This is a genomic window from Methylobacterium sp. Gmos1 (genome assembly GCF_053764715.1).
The window spans coordinates 94,879-110,890 of sequence record NZ_JBSNCC010000004.1; the positions used below are offsets into that span (position 1 = coordinate 94,879).

The following is a 16,012-nucleotide window of genomic DNA, read 5'->3' on the forward strand; positions in this document are numbered from 1 at the left end:
CATCATCGGACGCTTGGCCGGCAAAGCGCTACGCACCCGAGAAGGATCCTCAACCCGTCAGGAGGTGTCATGGTCTCCAAGGAGTTCCGGCAGCAGATCGAGGGATACGGGCTGACGACGGCCCACATCCTCTACCGCATTCCCGATCATCCCGGCGTGCTGCAAACCTACGTCTGGCAGGATTACGACCTCGCCCCGCGTTTCCCCGTGCTCACCGGCTTCCTGGATTTCTGGAAGCGTGAGCTGGAGGGACCGCTGCACTCGGTCCGGGTGGCGCATTCGCACCTCATCAAGCCGGCGGAGTTCCGGGCCGTGAACGGGGTGCTGACGCTGCACTGAAATCGGGGCGCCCGGCCTTTTTTCGACGGCTCTGCCCTACGATTGCCCGGTTGGCCGTGTGAGAGGCCCGTCACGGCCGCGCTGTTGAGCAGCGCGGCGCTCACGTCGGTGAACCATGCACAGGCGCATCCTCTCGGCGGCCGGGCCGCTTCGACGGCGGCTCGGCCCCCTTCTCGCCGCCGGGCCCGTCCGCGCCGATCTCGGCGCGCGCGCCACCCACGCGCGCGGGTTGGCCCGGGCTGCGGAGTGGGCTAGAGGAGGCCGGGCGACCCCGGCCCGGGGCGCCGCGACCCCGCCGGCGAGCGCCGTCCCGTCATCCACGGGCGCCGCGTTCCCGCAAGGGGACGCCTCCCCGGCACCGGACGGCCAGACCCCCGTGACGCAATTCGCCCGCACCTCCGAGGTCCTGACCGTCCTCGCCGCCCAGGAGACCGAGCGGCTGACCGTCGGCGACATCGTGGCGGTCCTGCGCGACCGGGCCTTCGCGCTGCTCGTCGTGCTGCTCGGCCTGCCGAACTGCCTGCCGATGCCGCCGCCGATCCCGCTGATCTGCGGCCTGCTCCTCGCCCTGGTGGCGGCGCAGATCGCCGCCGGCATGTCGGCGCCGTGGCTGCCGCGCGCGCTGCTCGGCCGCTCGATCGCCCGCTCCGACCTCCAGCGTGCCGTCTCCCGCGCCGTGCCCCTGCTGCGCCGGCTCGAGCGCTGGTCGCGGCCGCGCCTGCGGGTGTTCGAGAACGACATCGGCATGCGGACCATGGGTCTGCTGATCCTGGCTTTGTCCCTGGTGCTGATCGTCGCTGCCCCGCTCGTCGGCCAGATCCCCCTCGGCCTCGCCGTGACCCTCGTCGGCCTCGGCCTCGTCGAGCGCGACGGCGTCGTGGTGGCGGCAGGCCTTGGCATCGGGGTACTCGGCGTGCTGCTCAACCTCGGCTTCGTCTACGCGGTGTTCACCGCGGTGATGGGGCTGCTGAACCTGGGTGCCGCGGCGGCCGGGGCGTAAGACCGGCACGGCCCTCTAATCCCGAAGGTTGCCCGATCTCACGACGTCATTGACATCCACCAGTTCATTCCGGCGCCACGAAAGCGGAGCCCGGAATGACCTGGAGAATGCCAAGTCCGTGGAGGCCGAGCGGACGGGCTCCTAGGGGCCTCGACCACGGCATCGGGCGACGACTCAGGTCAGCCCCGCCAGGGCCGCCGGCGTGTCCACGTCGACCAGCACGCCCGGATCGTCCACCGGCCATTCCAGAACGTCGTCGCGCCGCGCCAGCAGCGGCCCGGCGCCGCGGTCGCCGGTGAGGCCGGCGAGGCCGTCCGCCAGCAGGCGGCGGTTGAGCAGCACCGGGTTGCCGCGATGCCCGTCCCGCACCGGCACCACCGCCGAGGGTGGGACCGCCGCTGCGCGAAACGCCTCGGCGAGGCGCACCAGCAGGCCGGGCCCGACCCGCGGCATGTCGCCGAGGAGGACGAGCGCCGCCGGGACGGTCTCCGGCAGGGCACTGAGCCCCGCGCGCAGCGAGGTCGACAGGCCCTCCGCATAGTCGGGATTCTCGACGAGCGTCAGCGGCAGCCCGGAGAGCGCGGCGCGCACCTCGTCGCCGGCGTGGCCGAGCACCGCCACCACCGGCCCGAGATCCGCCGCCACCGCGGCTTCGGCCGCGTGGCGCACCAGCGGCTTGCCGTCGAGAAGGCTCAGGAGCTTCGGGCTCGCGCCGAAGCGGGTGCCGCGGCCGGCGGCGAGCAGCACAGCGCCGACCGGGTCAGGCCTCATCCGCGCTCTCCCCGCCGTCCCGGGGCTGGGGCCGCGACACGATCTCCATCAGGAGCCCGCCGACCCCGAAGCCGACGATGTCGTCGCGGCTGACGGGCAGGCCGGCGAGGAGCCGTTGCAGCACCCAGTCGAAGCCGTTCTCCTTCGGCGAGCGGGCGCAGCCGGGGGCGCCGATCACCGGCACCGGGCTCGGCGAATCCTGGCGCAACCGCCCGAGCAGCAGCAGGTTGCCGGGATCGACCGGCATGCCGAGATGGTCGACCACGCCGCCCGCCGCCTCGATCCCGGCCGGGATCACGTCGCGCCGGTCGGCGATGGCCGAGGCGCCGAACACCACCGCGAGTTCCGCGCCGTCGCGCTCGATCGCCTCGCCGAGCGCCCTCGCCACGGCGCCGGCCTCGTGCGGCACCCGCGCCTCGCCGACGATGCGGGCTCCCGCCGGGTCGAGGCGGGCCTCGAGGGTGCGCAGGGTCTTGTCGACGACGCTGGGTTTCAGGCCGGGCAGCAGGGTCGAGATCGCCACGACCCGGCTCAGGCGGTAGGGCGCGACCCGGATCGCCGGCGCCGCTGCGGCGAGCGCACGCTCCAGCACCGCGCCCGGCACCGCGTAGGGGATGATCTTGACGGTGGCGACCATCTCGCCGAGCACGACCGGCTTGAACGGCACCAGGGTCGCGAGGGTCACCGCCTCGTCGACGCGGTTGACGGCCGCGATCACCCCCTCGTCGAGGACGAGCAGGCCTCCTTGCGAGGCGTGCAGGTTCGAGCGGCCGGTGAAGGGTGGCTCGACGGTGACGCCCGGCCCCGCCACCGCGGCGGCGAGCCGTTGCGCCGCCGCGTCCTCGCCGACATCGCCCGGTTCGAGGGCGACTGCCACCACCTCGGCGATGCCGGCCGCCGCGAGCCGGGCCGCTTCCTCGGCGCCGATCGGCCGGCCCTTCTTCACCACCGCATCGCCGGCGCGCACCGAGTGGGCGGCGATCAGCCCGGCGGCCTCTCCGATCGGAACCGGGCCGAACCTCATGCGGGGGCCCGGCGCCGATCCTGGCGCAAGGCCGCGATCACCTGCGCCAGCACCGAGACGGCGATCTCGGCCGGGCTGACGGCGCCGATGTCGAGGCCGATCGGCGCGGCGATGCGGCCGATCTGCGCCTCGCCCAGGCCCGCGGCGGTCAGGCGCTCGACGCGCCGGCCGTGGGTCTTTCGCGAGCCGAGCGCGCCGACGTAGAAGCACTCAGCCTTCAGCGCCGCGACGAGGGCGGGATCGTCGATCTTCGGGTCGTGGGTCAGGGCGGCGAGCGCGGTGTAGCGGTCGAGGGGCGGCAGTTGGGCGAGCGCGTCGTCCGGCCAGAGCGCCAGCAGGGATACGTCGGGGAAGCGCTCCGGCGTCGCGAAGGCGGTGCGCGGATCGATGATGGTCACGTCGAGCTCGGTCAGGCGCGCCATCGGGGCGAGCGCCTGACTGATATGCACGGCACCGATCACCACGAGGCGCGGCGGCGGCACCTGGACGGTGAGGAACAGCGACTGCCCCTCGGCCTCGACGATCCCGCTTTTCCCTGAGCGGAACCGCGCCGACAGCTCGGCGGCGAGCGGGTCGCCCTCCGCGTCGGCCTCGCGCACCAGGCGCTGGGCGCCGTCGGCGGTGTTGGTCACCAGGATGACGGCGCGGCGGGCGGCGCGCTCCCGGTTCATCTCCCGCAGGATGTCGAGCCTCACGCGACCGGCTCGACCAGCACGCGGATGCGCCCGCCGCAGGACAGGCCGACCCGCCAGGCGGTCTCGTCGGCGACGCCGAACTCCAGCACCCGCGGCTTGCCGTCCTCGATCACGTCGGCGGCCTCGGCGATGACCGCGCCCTCGACGCAGCCGCCCGAGACCGAGCCGAGGAAGTTGCCCTCCTGGTCGATGACGAGGTGGCTGCCGACCGGGCGCGGGGCCGAGCCCCAGGTCTCGATCACGGTGGCGAGCGCCACGCCGCGGCCGGCCTCGCGCCAGGTCTCGGCGGTGGCGAGGATGTCGGTATCTGTCGACAGCATGGAAATGGTCTCCGGGACTGGCGAGCCCCGCCACAAGAGTTAGGCGTCAGCCCGCCGCGCGCAACCACGCCTTCGGGGCGCGGCCGCGCGGCTGGTGTGCGCCGAGCGCGCGGCAGAGATCGGCCATCGCCGACAGGCTGTGGATCGGCCGGAAATCGTCGACGTGGGGCAGCATCGCCCGGATGCCGCTGGCCCGCGCCGAAAAACCCTCGAAGCGCAAGAGCGGGTTGAGCCAGACGAGCCGCCGGCACGAGCGGCGCAGGCGGTCCATCTCGTGGGTCAGCTCCGGCGTCACCTCGCGCTCGAGCCCGTCGGTGAACAGCAGCACCACGGCGCCGCCGCCGAGCACCCGGCGCGACCAGTGCCGGTTGAACAGGTGTAGCGCCTCGGCGATGCGGGTGCCGCCCTCCCAGTCCTGCGCCCGGGCGCTGGCGCGGGCGAGCGCCTCGTCGGGATCGCGGCGGGTGAGTTCCCGGGTGATGTTGGTGAGCCGCGTCGCGAAGACGAAGCTGTGCACCCGGCGCTGCTCGCTCATGGCGTGCAGGAAGTGCAGGAACAGGCGGGAATACTCCGCCATCGAGCCGGAGATGTCGCAGAGCGCCACGATCGGCGGCGGCCGCTCGCGCGGCGCCCGGAAGGCGAGGTCGATGGCGCCGCCCGCCCGCACCGTGCGCTGGAAGCTGCGGCGCGGGTCGATGCGTCCGCGCGGTCGCGCCTCGAACCGCCGGGTGCGGGTGGCGTCGTCGGGCAGCCGCAACGAGGCGATCAGGCGGCGGGCCTGCGCCACCTCGTCGGCACTCATCTGGGCGAAGTCCTTGCCCTTCAGCACCTCGGCCTGCGACACCGACAGGGTGACGGTCGTGAGGTCTTCCTCCGTGACCTTGGGCTTCGGCCGCTCGGTCTTCGGCGACAGCGCCTCCTGCACCCGGAGCGCGCCGGCATTCGGGGGTTTCGACGGCGCCTTGTCGGGGGCGACCGGCGACATCTGGGCGATCATCTTCTCGATGAGGTCGCGCCGGCGCCAGAACAGCCGGAAGGCCTCGGCGAACAGGGCCGAGTGCTCGTGCCGGCGCACCAGCACGGCGTGCAGCGTCCAGTAAAAGTCCTCGCGGGTGCCGATGGCAGCGGCCTCCACCGCGGTGACGGCGTCGATCACGTCGCCGGGCCCGACCGGCACGCCCGCAGATCGCAGGGCCCTGGCGAAATACGCGATGTTGTCGGGAAGCCGGCCGGTGCCCGGGAGACCGTCTGTCATCCGGCGGACGATCTCACCTCGTCGAGGAGCGCCTTGGCGCGCCCGCCCTGCATCGCCTGGATGTCGTCCTGGTACTTCAGCAAGACGCCGAGCGTGTCGATGACGAGCGTCGGGTCGAGGGCGATGGCGTCGAGCTCGACGAGCGCGGTGGCCCAGTCCAGGGTCTCGGCGACGCCCGGCGCCTTGAACAGGTCCTCCTTGCGGATCGCCTGCACGAAGGCGACGACCTGGCGCGACAGGGCTTCGGGCGCGTTCGGCAGGCGCGAGCGCAGGATCTGCAACTCGCGCTCCGCGTCCGGGTAATCGACCCAGTGATAGAGGCAGCGGCGCTTGAGGGCGTCGTGGATCTCGCGGGTGCGGTTCGAGGTCAGGATCACCAGCGGCGGCTCGGGCGCGCGCACGGTGCCGAGTTCGGGAATCGTCACCTGGAAGTCGGACAGCACTTCGAGCAGGAAGGCCTCGAAGGCCTCGTCGGTGCGATCCAGCTCGTCGATCAGCAGCACCGGCGCCCCGCCCGCGCCGGGCTCCAGCGCCTGGAGCAGCGGCCGGCGGATCAGGTAGCGCTCGGAAAAGAGTTCCGATTCCAGCCGCTCGCGGTCGACGGCACCGCCGGCCTCAGCGAGCCGGATTGCCATCATCTGGCCGGCGTAGTTCCACTCGTAGACGGCGGCCGCGACGTCGAGCCCCTCGTAGCATTGCAGCCGGATCAGCGGCCGCCCGAGGGACTTCGCCAGCACCTTGGCGATCTCGGTCTTGCCGACGCCGGCTTCGCCTTCGAGGAAGAGCGGGCGTCCCAGCTTGAGCGACAGGAAGACGACGGTCGAGAGAGCGCGGTCGGCGACGTAGCCGGCGGAGGAGAGCAGCGCCTGGGTGGCGTCGATGGAGGCGGGGAGATTCATTCGGCGGAGGGGGCTTCTCGCGAGGGCGGTCGGCTTTCCGCCGAATACTCAGAGGGTGGAATATTAGAGCGGAACCGCGCCGTTCCATCCCCTCCCCCCTCTGCGGGGGAGGGTGGCCCCCGCGTCAGCGGGGGTCGGGAGAGGGGAACCACGCTTCCGGAGAGGTCGCGACCGTGATCACGGGCGCCACCGTTCGGCACCGTCGCGGTCCCCTCTCCCGCCCCGCATCCACGGGGCACCCTCCCCCGTCCCAAGTCGGGCTTGCCCGACTTGGGCAAGAGGATGAGGAACTCGGGCAGGCCCGAGTTTCGTTGGGGGGAGGGTTCTCTTGACGCCGTCGCGGCTTACCGATCCGCCGCCTTCTGCACCGCGCGGCGCGCCATCACGCCGATCAGGTGGGCGCGGTAGTCGGCATCGGCGTGGATGTCGCTGTTGAGCCCGCTCGCCGACGGCGACATCCCCTCCAGCGACTTCGCGGCGAAGCGCTTGCCCAAAGCCTCCTCGGCCTCGGTCCAGCGAAAAACGCCGTTCGAGCCCGAGCCGGTCACCGTGACGCGGATGTCGCTCGGGCGCTTGGCGACGAACACGCCGACGAGGGCGTAGCGCGAGGCCGGGTTGCGGAATTTCTCGTAGGCCGCCTTGTGGGGGATCGGGAACGAGACGCCGGTGACGATCTCGCCCTCCTCAAGCGCCGTCTCGAACAGCCCGGTGAAGAATTCCTCCGAGCTGAGCTTGCGCTTGTTGGTGCTGATCGTGGCGCCGAGCGCGAGGCACGCCGCCGGGTAGTCGGCCGCCGGATCGTTGTTGGCGACCGAGCCGCCGATCGTGCCGCGGTGGCGCACCGCCGGGTCGCCGATCAGCGCGGCCAGCTCGGCCAGAGCCGGGATCGCCTCCTTGACGTCGTTCGAGTCGGCCACCGCGCCGTGGGTGGTCATGGCGCCGATGGTGATCGAGCGCGGGCTGCGCTCGATGCCGACGAGGTCCGGCACCTTGCCGAGGTCGATCAGCGTGCCGGGGGCGGCCAGGCGCTGCTTCATCGTCGGGATCAGGGTGTGGCCGCCGGCGACGAGCTTGGCGTCCTCGCCGGAAAGCAGGCTCACGGCCTCCTTGAGGCTGGTCGGCTGGTGATAGGCGAAAGCGTACATGATGCTCTCCAGACTTGATCTTATTCCGCGGCCTCGGGGCGCAGGTGGGGGCTCTCTTGAGCCGCCCGCCATACCGCCAGCGGGGTCGCCGGCATCGCGATGTTCTCGTGGCCGAGCGCGTCGGTGAGCGCGTTCATCACCGCCGCCGGCGCCGCGATGGCGCCGGCCTCGCCGCAGCCCTTGATGCCGAGGGGGTTCGACGGGCACGGCGTCACCGTCATGCCGACCTCGAACGAGGGCAGGTCGGCCGCCCGCGGCATGCGGTAATCCATGAAGCTCGCGGTGACGAGCTGGCCGTCGGAATCGTAGAGCGCGCCCTCGAACAGGGCCTGGCCGACGCCCTGCGCGATGCCGCCATGGACTTGGCCCTCGACGATCATCGGGTTGATGACGTTGCCGAAATCGTCGACCGCGGTGAACTTCTCGATGGTGACGACGCCGGTATCGGGGTCGACCTCGAGCTCGCAGATGTGCATCCCGGCCGGGAAGGTGAAGTTCGTGGGATCGTAGAACGCCCCCTCCTTCAGGCCGGGCTCCAGCTGCGCGCCGCTGAACTTGTGGGCGACGTAGGCTTGCAGCGCCACCTCGCCGAAGGCGAGAGACTTGTCGGTGCCGGCGACCGAGAAGCGGCCGTCCTTGAATTCGATGTCGTCCTCGCCGGCCTCCAGCGCGTAGGCCGCGACCTTGCGGCCCTTGGCCACGACCTTGTCGATCGCCTTGGCGATGGCCGACATGCCGACCGCGCCGGAGCGCGAGCCGTAGGTACCCATGCCGAACTGCACCTTGTCGGTGTCGCCGTGGACGATGGTGACGCTCTCGATCGGCACGCCGAGCCGGTCGGAGACGAGCTGGGCGAAGGTGGTCTCGTGCCCCTGCCCGTGGCTGTGCGAGCCGGTCAGCACCTCGATCGACCCGGTCGGGTTCACCCGCACCTCGGCCGATTCCCACAGACCCACGCCCGCACCGAGCGAGCCCACCGCCTGCGAGGGGGCGATGCCGCAGGCCTCGATGTAGGACGAGAAGCCGATGCCGCGAAGCTTGCCGTTGCGGGCGCTCTCGCGCCGGCGGCGGGGAAAGCCCTTGTGGTCGGCGATCTCCAGCGCCTTGTCGAGCGAGGCGGAGTAGTCGCCGCCGTCGTACATCATGATGACGGGCGTCTGGTGCGGGAAGCTCTTGACGTAGTTCTTGCGCCGGAACTTCGCCGGGTCCTGGTTGAGCTCGCGCGCCGCGACCTCGACCAGCCGCTCGATGACGAAGGTCGCCTCGGGACGCCCGGCGCCGCGATAGGCGTCGACCGGCGCGGTGTTGGTGTAGACCGCATCCACCTCGCAGTAGATCGCCGGGATGTTGTACTGGCCCGACAGGAGTGGCGCGTAGAGGTAGGTCGGCACCGACGAGGAGAAGGTCGAGAGATACGCGCCGAGATTGGCGATGGTGTGGACCTTCAGGCCTAAAATCTTGCCGCCCTCGTCCATCGCCAGCTCGGCATGGGTGACGTGGTCGCGGCCGTGGGCGTCGCACAGGAACGCCTCGGTGCGGTCGCTGGTCCACTTCACCGGCCGGCCGACCTTCTTCGCCGCCCAGACGCAGACCGTCTCCTCGGCGTAGATGAAGATCTTCGACCCGAAGCCGCCGCCGACGTCGGGCGCCACTACCCGGAGCTTGTTCTCCGGCGCGATGCCGATGAAGGCCGAGAGCACGAGGCGGGCGACGTGCGGGTTCTGGCTCGTGGTGTAGAGGGTGAAGGCTTCCTCGGCCTCGTCGTACTCGCCGACCGCGGCGCGGGGCTCGATCGGGTTCGGAACCAGGCGGTTGTTGACGATGTCGAGCTTCGTCACGTGCGCCGCGCGAGCGAAGGCCGCCTCGACGTCGGCCTGGTTGCCGAGATGCCAGTTGAACACGGTGTTGTCGGGGGCGACGTCGTGCACCACCGTGCCGGCGCCCGCGGCCTTCGCGGTCTCGACCACCGCCGGCAGCACGTCGTAATCGACGGCGATCGCCTCGGCGGCGTCCTTGGCCTGGGCCAGGGTCTCGGCGATCACCACCGCGACGTGGTCGCCGACGTAGCGCACCTTGCCCTGCGCCAGCGCCGGGTGGGCGCCGGCCTTCATCGGCGTGCCGTCCTTGGAGTGGATCATCCAGCCGCAGATCAGCCCGCCGACCTTGTCGGCGGCCAAGTCCTCGCCGGTCAGGATCCCGACCACACCCGGCATCGCGGCGGCGGCCGCCGTGTCGATGCCGCGGATCGTGGCATGCGCGTGCGGCGAGCGCAGGAAGTAGGCATAGGCCTGGCCCGGACGGTTGTAGTCGTCGACGTAGCGGCCCTTGCCGGTGATGAAGCGCTGGTCTTCCTTGCGGCGCACCGAGGCGCCGATGCCCGTGGCGGTCATGTGCGTGTCTCTCCCGGATCTGGCCTCAGCGGGCCGGCGCGAGAGGCCGGCCTCGGATTGTCGTGGCGTTTTTTGTTGGTCCGGATGATGCGGACATTTTTTCGGATAGCGCAGACCGTGAACCCTCCCCCCTCTGCGGGGGAGGGTGGCGAGCGGAGCGAGCCGGGAGAGGGGCAGCGCGACGCTGCCGAGAGTAGCGCCCTTCAGAATAGTCGCGACATCTCCGGAAGCGTCGCCCCCTCTCCCGCCCCACTTTGTGGGGCACCCTCCCCCGCAGAGGGGGGAGGGTTAGCGTCGCGTTACTCCGCCGCGACCTTCTGCGGCTCGGCTGCCATGTTCTCCGCCCCCGCCGCGATCGCCTTGACGATGTTGTGGTAGCCGGTGCAGCGGCAGATGTTGCCCTCCAGCTCGTGCCGGATGGTCTGCTCGTCGAGCGCATTGCCCTTGCGCCGCACCAGGTCCACCGCGGTCATGATCATGCCGGGGGTGCAGTACCCGCACTGGAGACCGTGATGCTCGCGGAAGGCCGCCTGCATCGGGTGCAGCTCGCCGCCCGAGGCCAGTCCCTCGATGGTGGTGACGGAGCGGCCGTCGCACTGCACCGCCAGCACGGTGCAGGCCTTGATCGCCTCGCCGTCGAGATGGACCACGCAGGCGCCGCACTGCGAGGTGTCGCAGCCGACATGGGTGCCGGTGAGACGCAGGGTGTCGCGCAGGTACTGCACCAGCAGGGTGCGCGGATCGATGTCGGCGGTCACGGCCTTGCCGTTCACCGTCAGGCTGACAGCGCTCATGGTGGACATCCTCCTCCTGGCCGGAAACCCGCGGATCCTGTCTGTCGGACCCTGTCGCTCGTGGTGGCCGGGCCGGCCGTGCCTCTCTGGAATCGCTCGAATTCGAGTGTCAACCGGGCGGAAGCGCCGGTCAAGGCGCTCCGCCTCGGCCTTTTGGCGCGCAAACCGGCCGTTTTTTCGCCGATTCGCGGCATTCTGCCCATTCGCCTCGCAACAAGTTGATCGCGGGCGATCGAAGGTGCGCTCAGGCGGCCGAGGTCTCGCCGGCGACGCCGCTGCCCTGGACCTCCTTGGCGAAGGTGTCGAAGAAATTGTCGGCGTACTTCTTGGCGACGCCGTTGATCAGGCGGCCGCCGAGCTGGGCGATCTTGCCGCCGACGCTGGCCTCGACGTCGTAGGTCATCTTGGTCTGGCCGCCCTCGGCCGGCTCCAGGCGCACCACCGCGCCGCCCTTGGCGAAGCCCGCGACGCCGCCCTGGCCCTCGCCGGTGATGCGGTAGCCGTTCGGCGGGTCGATGTCGGTCAGCGTCACCTTGCCCTTGAAGGTCGCCTTGACCGGGCCGACGGCGATCTTGGCCGAGGCCTGCAGCTCGTTGTCCCCGACCTTCTCCAGGGTCTCGCAGCCCGGGATGCAGCGCTTGAGCACCTCCGGGTCGTTGAGCTTCTCCCACACGGTCTGCTGGTCGGCCGGCAGCACGACCTCGCCGGTCATCGTCATCGCCATGGCGGCGAGCCTCCCCTTGTCGTTGTGGAACGGGCCTCGCCGAGAGGGTAGCGGAGCCGTAGGGTCACGGCCAGTCGGCCTTTCGCACACCCGCTCGGCAACCCCGGATTGTCGAGTGGTGCGGTGCTTGCTAAGGCTCACGGCAAGGGACGGCCGTGACACCCGGATGACGGGGCGCGGCCAGGGAGGCACGGGCCCGAACAGCCCGCGAATGGAGAACGTGACCGCATGGAGGTCTTCGCGCAGCAGCTCATCAATGGGCTGACGCTGGGGTCGATCTACGGCCTCATCGCCATCGGCTACACGATGGTGTTCGGTATCATCGGCATGATCAACTTCGCCCACGGCGACGTGTTCATGCTCTCCGCCTTCATCGCGCTGATCACCTTCCTGATCGTCACGACCTGGCTCGGCATCTCGTCGATCGCACTCGCGCTGCTGATCGTGCTGATCTGCGCGATGGTTCTCACCGCCCTGTGGGGCTGGGCGATCGAGCGCATCGCCTACCGGCCGTTGCGCGGCTCGTTCCGGCTCGCGCCGCTGATCTCGGCGATCGGCGTCTCGATCTTCCTGTCGAACTTCGTCCAGGTGGTGCAGGGCGCCCGCAACAAGCCGACGCCGCCGATGATGCGCGACGTGATCACGCTGTGGACCGGGGATAACGGTTACGCCGTGGCGCTCTCGTACAAGCAGATCATCATCATGCTGACGACCGTCGTGCTGCTCGCCGGGTTCTGGTACCTGGTGCAGAAGACGCCGCTCGGCCGGGCGCAGCGCGCCTGCGAGCAGGATCGCAAGATGGCAGCGCTTCTCGGCATCGACGTCGACCGCACCATCTCGCTGACCTTCGTGCTGGGTGCCGCGCTCGCGGCGGTCGCCGGCACGATGTACCTGCTCTATTACGGCGTCGTGTCCTTCGCCGACGGCTTCACCCCCGGCGTCAAGGCCTTCACGGCGGCGGTGCTCGGCGGCATCGGCAGCCTGCCCGGCGCGGTGCTCGGCGGCCTGCTCATCGGCCTCGTCGAGACCTTCTGGTCGGCGTATTTCTCCATCGAATACAAGGACGTGGCGGCGTTCTCGATCCTCGCGATCGTGCTCATCTTCATGCCGTCCGGCATCCTCGGCCGGCCCGAGGTCGAGAAGGTCTGATGGCGAACCCGGCCAACACCCTGGCGGCGCCGAACGCCGCCGACCGCGCCGCCACCGACATGGCGGCGATCGTGAAGGACGCGGCTTTGTTCGCGCTCGTCACCCTCGGCCTGTGCATTCCGGTCATCGCCTTCCGCACCGACCTGAGCCAGACCTCCTCGCTCGACCTCGTGCCGCGCTGGGGCCTCGTCGCCATCCTGTGCGGCGTCGTCTTCGTCGCGCGGCTCGCGCAGCGCCTGGTGCTGGCCAACCGCGACGCCCGCCGGGCGCTGACCCCGTCGCCGGTCCAGGCGACCGAGGCGGTCCACGCCGAGCCGAACGCCTCGCAAAAGCTCTCGTCCTACGCCCTGCCGGCCTTCCTCGGCGTCACGCTCGCCTTTCCGCTGCTCGTCGTGCTCGGCACCGGGGGCCTCGGCGAATCGCGCTACTGGATCGATCTCGGCATCCTGATCCTCACCTACGTGATGCTGGGCTGGGGCCTCAACATCGTGGTCGGGCTCGCGGGCCTCCTCGATCTCGGCTACGTCGCGTTCTACGCCGTCGGCGCCTATTCCTACGCGCTGCTTTCCACGGTGTTCGGCCTGTCGTTCTGGGTCTGCCTGCCGCTGGCCGGCCTGTTCGCGGGCCTGTGGGGCATGGTGCTGGGGTTCCCGGTCCTTCGCTTACGCGGCGACTACCTCGCCATCGTGACCCTCGCCTTCGGCGAGATCATCCGCCTCGTCCTCATCAACTGGACCGACTTCTCGGGCGGCGCCGCCGGCATCTCGTCGATCCCCCGCGCCACCTTCTTCGGTATCCCGTTCACGGCGGACGAGGACGGGTTCGCCGCCAAGGTCGGACTCGACTTCAGCCCGATGCACCGGGTGATCTTCCTGTACTACCTGATCCTGGCGCTGGCCCTCATCACCAACGGCGTGACCCTGCGGCTTCGCCGCCTGCCGATCGGCCGGGCCTGGGAGGCGCTGCGCGAGGACGAGATCGCCTGCCGCTCGCTCGGCATCAACACCACCAACACCAAGCTCACGGCCTTCGCGCTCGGCGCGATGTTCGGCGGCTTCGCCGGCTCGTTCTTCGCGGTGCGCCAGGGCTTCGTCAGCCCGGAGAGCTTCAACTTCCTCGAGAGCGCGATCATCCTGGCGATCGTGGTGCTCGGCGGCATGGGCTCGCAGATCGGCGTCGCGGTCGCGGCGGTCGCGATGGTCGGCGGGCCGGAACTCCTGCGCAACCTCGGCTTCCTCAAGGCGGTGTTCGGCGAGGGCTTCGATCCGAGCGAGTACCGCCTGCTCCTGTTCGGCCTCGCCATGGTGATCATGATGATCTGGCGCCCCCGCGGCCTGATCTCGGAGCGCGCGCCCTCGATCGTGCTGAAGGAGCGCAAGCGCATCTCGGGCTCGCTCGTGAAGGAGGGCCACGGCTGATGGCCGAGACGTTCGCCTCCCCCCGCATGGCCGACCCGGTCCTGACGGTCGATCACGTCACCATGCGCTTCGGCGGCCTCGTCGCCGTCAACGACCTGTCGTTCCGGGTCGGCCGCGGCGACATCACGGCGCTGATCGGCCCGAACGGTGCCGGCAAGACCACGGTCTTCAACTGCATCACCGGCTTCTACAAGCCGACGGAAGGCATGATGACCCTGCGCCACCGCGACGGCGCGGAGTTCCTGCTCGAGCAGCTGCCGGGCTACGCGGTGAACCGGAACGCGCGGGTCGCCCGCACCTTCCAGAACATCCGCCTGTTCACCGGCATGACCGTGCTGGAAAACCTGCTGGTGGCCCAGCACAACCCGCTGATGGTGGCCTCCGGCTTCACCATCGCGGGGCTCCTCGGCCTGCCGGCCTATCGCCGGGCCGAGAAGGCGGCGGTCGAGCGGGCGAAGGACTGGCTCGACCGCATCCAGCTGATGCACCGCGCCGACGATCCGGCGGGCGCCCTGCCCTACGGCGACCAGCGCCGGCTCGAGATCGCCCGGGCGATGTGCACCGACCCGGTCCTGCTCTGCCTCGACGAGCCGGCGGCGGGCTTGAACCCGCGCGAATCGCTGCTGCTCAACGACCTCCTGCGGGCGATCCGCGACGACCACGACACCTCGGTGCTCCTGATCGAGCACGACATGTCGGTGGTGATGGAGATCTCCGACCACGTCGTGGTGCTCGATTACGGCACCAAGATCGCCGACGGCACGCCGGCGGAGATCCAGAGCGACCAGAGCGTGATCGCGGCCTATCTCGGCGTCGAGGACGACGAGGTGGAGCAGGTCGTGGCGGAGGTGGGGGTATGTGCGTGGCCGGCATCAACGTCCTGGTGGACGTGACCCGCGCCGGGGAAGCCGGCTCCCGGGCGCCGCTCCTCACGGTGCGCGGGGTCAAGACCTATTACGGCAACATCATCGCGCTCAAAGGGGTCGATCTCGACGTCAACGAGGGCGAGATCGTCACCTTGATCGGGGCCAACGGGGCCGGCAAGTCGACCTTGATGATGACGATCTTCGGCTCGCCCCGGGCGCGCGAGGGCACCATCACCTATGCGGGCCGGGACATCACCAAGATGCCGACCCACGAGATCGCCCGTCTCAACCTGGCGCAATCGCCGGAGGGGCGGCGGATCTTTCCGCGGATGACCGTCTACGAGAACCTGCAGATGGGGGCGGCCGTCAACGGCGGCGCCCATTTCGAGCAGGACCTGGAGCGGGTCTGCGTGATGTTCCCGCGGCTCAAGGAGCGGCTGTACCAGCGCGGCGGCACGATGTCGGGCGGCGAGCAGCAGATGCTGGCGATCGCCCGCGCGCTGATGAGCCGGCCCCGCCTCCTGATGCTCGACGAGCCGTCGCTCGGCCTCGCCCCGCTCATCGTCAAGCAGATCTTCTCCGCCATCAAGGAGCTCAACGAGCGCGACGGCATGACGGTGTTCCTCGTCGAGCAGAACGCCTACCACGCCCTCAAGCTCGCCCATCGCGGCTACGTCATGGTGACGGGCACCATCACCATGTCGGGCACCGGCAAGCAGCTCCTCGACGACCCGTCGGTGAAGGCCGCCTATCTCGAGGGAGGACGGCACTGATGCAGGGGATCCTCTACGAGGAGAGCACGATCTGGCTCTTCCTGCTCGTCACCGTGGTGATGGGCGGCTGGATGGCCTGGATGATCGGGCGCGGCATCGCGCTCGGCTGGAAGCCGTACTGGCAGGCGATCCTCTCGCTCCTGCTGCTCGGCATCGCCGTGCGCTTCATCCACCACGCCCTGTTCGAGGGCACGTTTGTGTCGCCGCACTACTACGTCGTCGATACGATCGTGCTGCTCGTCATCGGCTCGGCCGGCTACCGCGCCACCCGCGCCCGGCAGATGACGACCCAGTACCGCTGGCTCTACGAGCGCAGCGGCCCGCTCACCTGGCGGGCGAAGGCTTGAGAGCCTGACGCCCCCTGCCCTGCGCCGTCCGCGGGGTCACCACCGATCCGGGGTCCCCACGCCCCGGTCTCCCGGCCGAAAGGGCCCGCGAGCCCGACGCTAC

17 protein-coding genes are annotated in these 16,012 nt (G+C 70.4%); 7 read left to right on the forward strand and 10 right to left on the reverse strand.

What is annotated here, in order from left to right; genetic code table 11:
* Positions 1-69 precede the first annotated feature (69 nt).
* Together ACS5PV_RS09560 and ACS5PV_RS09565 are read left to right on the forward strand one after the other, a co-directional pair.
* Positions 70-339, forward strand: a complete 270-nt coding sequence (locus ACS5PV_RS09560; protein WP_455395108.1) for an usg protein — start codon at positions 70-72, stop codon at positions 337-339.
* Between the two features lie 376 nt (positions 340-715).
* The gene (locus ACS5PV_RS09565; protein WP_455395533.1) at positions 716-1,339 is read left to right on the forward strand and encodes an exopolysaccharide biosynthesis protein; all 624 of its coding nucleotides are present in this window, start codon (positions 716-718) and stop codon (positions 1,337-1,339) included.
* A gap of 174 nt (positions 1,340-1,513) precedes the next feature.
* On the opposite strand, the gene ACS5PV_RS09570 is transcribed toward ACS5PV_RS09565, so the two are convergent.
* From ACS5PV_RS09570 to ACS5PV_RS09615, 10 genes are all read right to left on the reverse strand, one after another.
* Complete coding sequence (locus tag ACS5PV_RS09570; protein WP_455395109.1) at positions 1,514-2,110, reverse strand: nucleotidyltransferase family protein; 597 nt, start codon at positions 2,108-2,110, stop codon at positions 1,514-1,516.
* Positions 2,100-3,134 carry a molybdopterin-binding protein gene (locus tag ACS5PV_RS09575; RefSeq protein ID WP_455395110.1) on the reverse strand — a complete coding sequence of 345 codons (1,035 nt, stop codon included), beginning with the start codon at positions 3,132-3,134 and terminating at the stop codon, positions 2,100-2,102. Before ACS5PV_RS09575 ends, ACS5PV_RS09570 begins: the two co-directional genes overlap by 11 nt.
* Complete coding sequence (locus ACS5PV_RS09580; RefSeq protein ID WP_455395111.1) at positions 3,131-3,829, reverse strand: XdhC family protein; 699 nt, start codon at positions 3,827-3,829, stop codon at positions 3,131-3,133. The genes ACS5PV_RS09575 and ACS5PV_RS09580 overlap by 4 nt, the downstream gene beginning before the upstream one ends.
* Positions 3,826-4,149 carry an XdhC family protein gene (locus ACS5PV_RS09585; protein WP_455395112.1) on the reverse strand — a complete coding sequence of 108 codons (324 nt, stop codon included), beginning with the start codon at positions 4,147-4,149 and terminating at the stop codon, positions 3,826-3,828. The genes ACS5PV_RS09580 and ACS5PV_RS09585 overlap by 4 nt, the downstream gene beginning before the upstream one ends.
* Before the next feature lie 46 nt (positions 4,150-4,195).
* Positions 4,196-5,404 (reverse strand): vWA domain-containing protein, encoded by a 1,209-nt coding sequence (locus ACS5PV_RS09590; RefSeq protein WP_455395113.1) that lies wholly within the window; start codon positions 5,402-5,404, stop codon positions 4,196-4,198.
* The gene (locus ACS5PV_RS09595) at positions 5,401-6,303 is read right to left on the reverse strand and encodes an AAA family ATPase (protein ID WP_455395114.1); all 903 of its coding nucleotides are present in this window, start codon (positions 6,301-6,303) and stop codon (positions 5,401-5,403) included. Before ACS5PV_RS09595 ends, ACS5PV_RS09590 begins: the two co-directional genes overlap by 4 nt.
* 344 nt (positions 6,304-6,647) lie before the next feature.
* Positions 6,648-7,448 (reverse strand): FAD binding domain-containing protein, encoded by an 801-nt coding sequence (locus ACS5PV_RS09600; RefSeq protein WP_455395115.1) that lies wholly within the window; start codon positions 7,446-7,448, stop codon positions 6,648-6,650.
* Between the two features lie 20 nt (positions 7,449-7,468).
* Positions 7,469-9,838 carry a xanthine dehydrogenase family protein molybdopterin-binding subunit gene (locus ACS5PV_RS09605; RefSeq protein WP_455395116.1) on the reverse strand — a complete coding sequence of 790 codons (2,370 nt, stop codon included), beginning with the start codon at positions 9,836-9,838 and terminating at the stop codon, positions 7,469-7,471.
* A 299-nt stretch (positions 9,839-10,137) separates the two neighbouring features.
* The gene (locus tag ACS5PV_RS09610; RefSeq protein WP_455395117.1) at positions 10,138-10,632 is read right to left on the reverse strand and encodes a (2Fe-2S)-binding protein; all 495 of its coding nucleotides are present in this window, start codon (positions 10,630-10,632) and stop codon (positions 10,138-10,140) included.
* Between the two features lie 244 nt (positions 10,633-10,876).
* A complete protein-coding gene (locus ACS5PV_RS09615; protein ID WP_455395118.1) occupies positions 10,877-11,356 on the reverse strand; it encodes a CoxG family protein in 480 nt (159 codons plus the stop codon).
* A 228-nt stretch (positions 11,357-11,584) separates the two neighbouring features.
* On the opposite strand from ACS5PV_RS09615, the gene ACS5PV_RS09620 reads away from it, so the two are divergent.
* Genes ACS5PV_RS09620 through ACS5PV_RS09640 form a run of 5 tightly spaced genes read left to right on the forward strand, consistent with a single transcriptional unit; the run spans position 11,585 to position 15,909 of the window.
* A complete protein-coding gene (locus ACS5PV_RS09620) occupies positions 11,585-12,505 on the forward strand; it encodes a branched-chain amino acid ABC transporter permease (protein WP_048464326.1) in 921 nt (306 codons plus the stop codon).
* Positions 12,505-13,923 (forward strand): high-affinity branched-chain amino acid ABC transporter permease LivM, encoded by a 1,419-nt coding sequence (livM, locus tag ACS5PV_RS09625; protein WP_455395119.1) that lies wholly within the window; start codon positions 12,505-12,507, stop codon positions 13,921-13,923. Before ACS5PV_RS09620 ends, livM begins: the two co-directional genes overlap by 1 nt.
* Positions 13,923-14,816, forward strand: a complete 894-nt coding sequence (locus ACS5PV_RS09630; RefSeq protein ID WP_455395120.1) for an ABC transporter ATP-binding protein — start codon at positions 13,923-13,925, stop codon at positions 14,814-14,816. The genes livM and ACS5PV_RS09630 overlap by 1 nt, the downstream gene beginning before the upstream one ends.
* On the forward strand, positions 14,780-15,562 hold the full coding sequence (locus tag ACS5PV_RS09635) for an ABC transporter ATP-binding protein (protein ID WP_455395121.1): 783 nt from the start codon (positions 14,780-14,782) through the stop codon (positions 15,560-15,562). The genes ACS5PV_RS09630 and ACS5PV_RS09635 overlap by 37 nt, the downstream gene beginning before the upstream one ends.
* Positions 15,562-15,909, forward strand: coding sequence for a DUF6867 family protein (locus ACS5PV_RS09640; RefSeq protein ID WP_455395122.1), 348 nt, complete (start codon positions 15,562-15,564; stop codon positions 15,907-15,909). Before ACS5PV_RS09635 ends, ACS5PV_RS09640 begins: the two co-directional genes overlap by 1 nt.
* Positions 15,910-16,012 lie beyond the last annotated feature (103 nt).

Excerpts from the sequence above, each read along its gene's own strand:
- ACS5PV_RS09560 (WP_455395108.1), top strand. The coding sequence starts at position 70 with ATGGTCTCCAAGGAGTTCCGGCAGCAGATCGAGGGATACGGGCTGACG.
- ACS5PV_RS09570 (WP_455395109.1), bottom strand. The coding sequence starts at position 2,110 with ATGAGGCCTGACCCGGTCGGCGCTGTGCTGCTCGCCGCCGGCCGCGGC.
- ACS5PV_RS09575 (WP_455395110.1), bottom strand. The coding sequence starts at position 3,134 with ATGAGGTTCGGCCCGGTTCCGATCGGAGAGGCCGCCGGGCTGATCGCC.
- ACS5PV_RS09585 (WP_455395112.1), bottom strand. The coding sequence starts at position 4,149 with ATGCTGTCGACAGATACCGACATCCTCGCCACCGCCGAGACCTGGCGC.
- ACS5PV_RS09590 (WP_455395113.1), bottom strand. The coding sequence starts at position 5,404 with ATGACAGACGGTCTCCCGGGCACCGGCCGGCTTCCCGACAACATCGCG.
- ACS5PV_RS09595 (WP_455395114.1), bottom strand. The coding sequence starts at position 6,303 with ATGAATCTCCCCGCCTCCATCGACGCCACCCAGGCGCTGCTCTCCTCC.
- ACS5PV_RS09600 (WP_455395115.1), bottom strand. The coding sequence starts at position 7,448 with ATGTACGCTTTCGCCTATCACCAGCCGACCAGCCTCAAGGAGGCCGTG.
- ACS5PV_RS09605 (WP_455395116.1), bottom strand. The coding sequence starts at position 9,838 with ATGACCGCCACGGGCATCGGCGCCTCGGTGCGCCGCAAGGAAGACCAG.
- ACS5PV_RS09610 (WP_455395117.1), bottom strand. The coding sequence starts at position 10,632 with ATGAGCGCTGTCAGCCTGACGGTGAACGGCAAGGCCGTGACCGCCGAC.
- ACS5PV_RS09615 (WP_455395118.1), bottom strand. The coding sequence starts at position 11,356 with ATGGCGATGACGATGACCGGCGAGGTCGTGCTGCCGGCCGACCAGCAG.
- ACS5PV_RS09620 (WP_048464326.1), top strand. The coding sequence starts at position 11,585 with ATGGAGGTCTTCGCGCAGCAGCTCATCAATGGGCTGACGCTGGGGTCG.
- livM (WP_455395119.1), top strand. The coding sequence starts at position 12,505 with ATGGCGAACCCGGCCAACACCCTGGCGGCGCCGAACGCCGCCGACCGC.
- ACS5PV_RS09630 (WP_455395120.1), top strand. The coding sequence starts at position 13,923 with ATGGCCGAGACGTTCGCCTCCCCCCGCATGGCCGACCCGGTCCTGACG.
- ACS5PV_RS09635 (WP_455395121.1), top strand. The coding sequence starts at position 14,780 with ATGTGCGTGGCCGGCATCAACGTCCTGGTGGACGTGACCCGCGCCGGG.
- ACS5PV_RS09640 (WP_455395122.1), top strand. The coding sequence starts at position 15,562 with ATGCAGGGGATCCTCTACGAGGAGAGCACGATCTGGCTCTTCCTGCTC.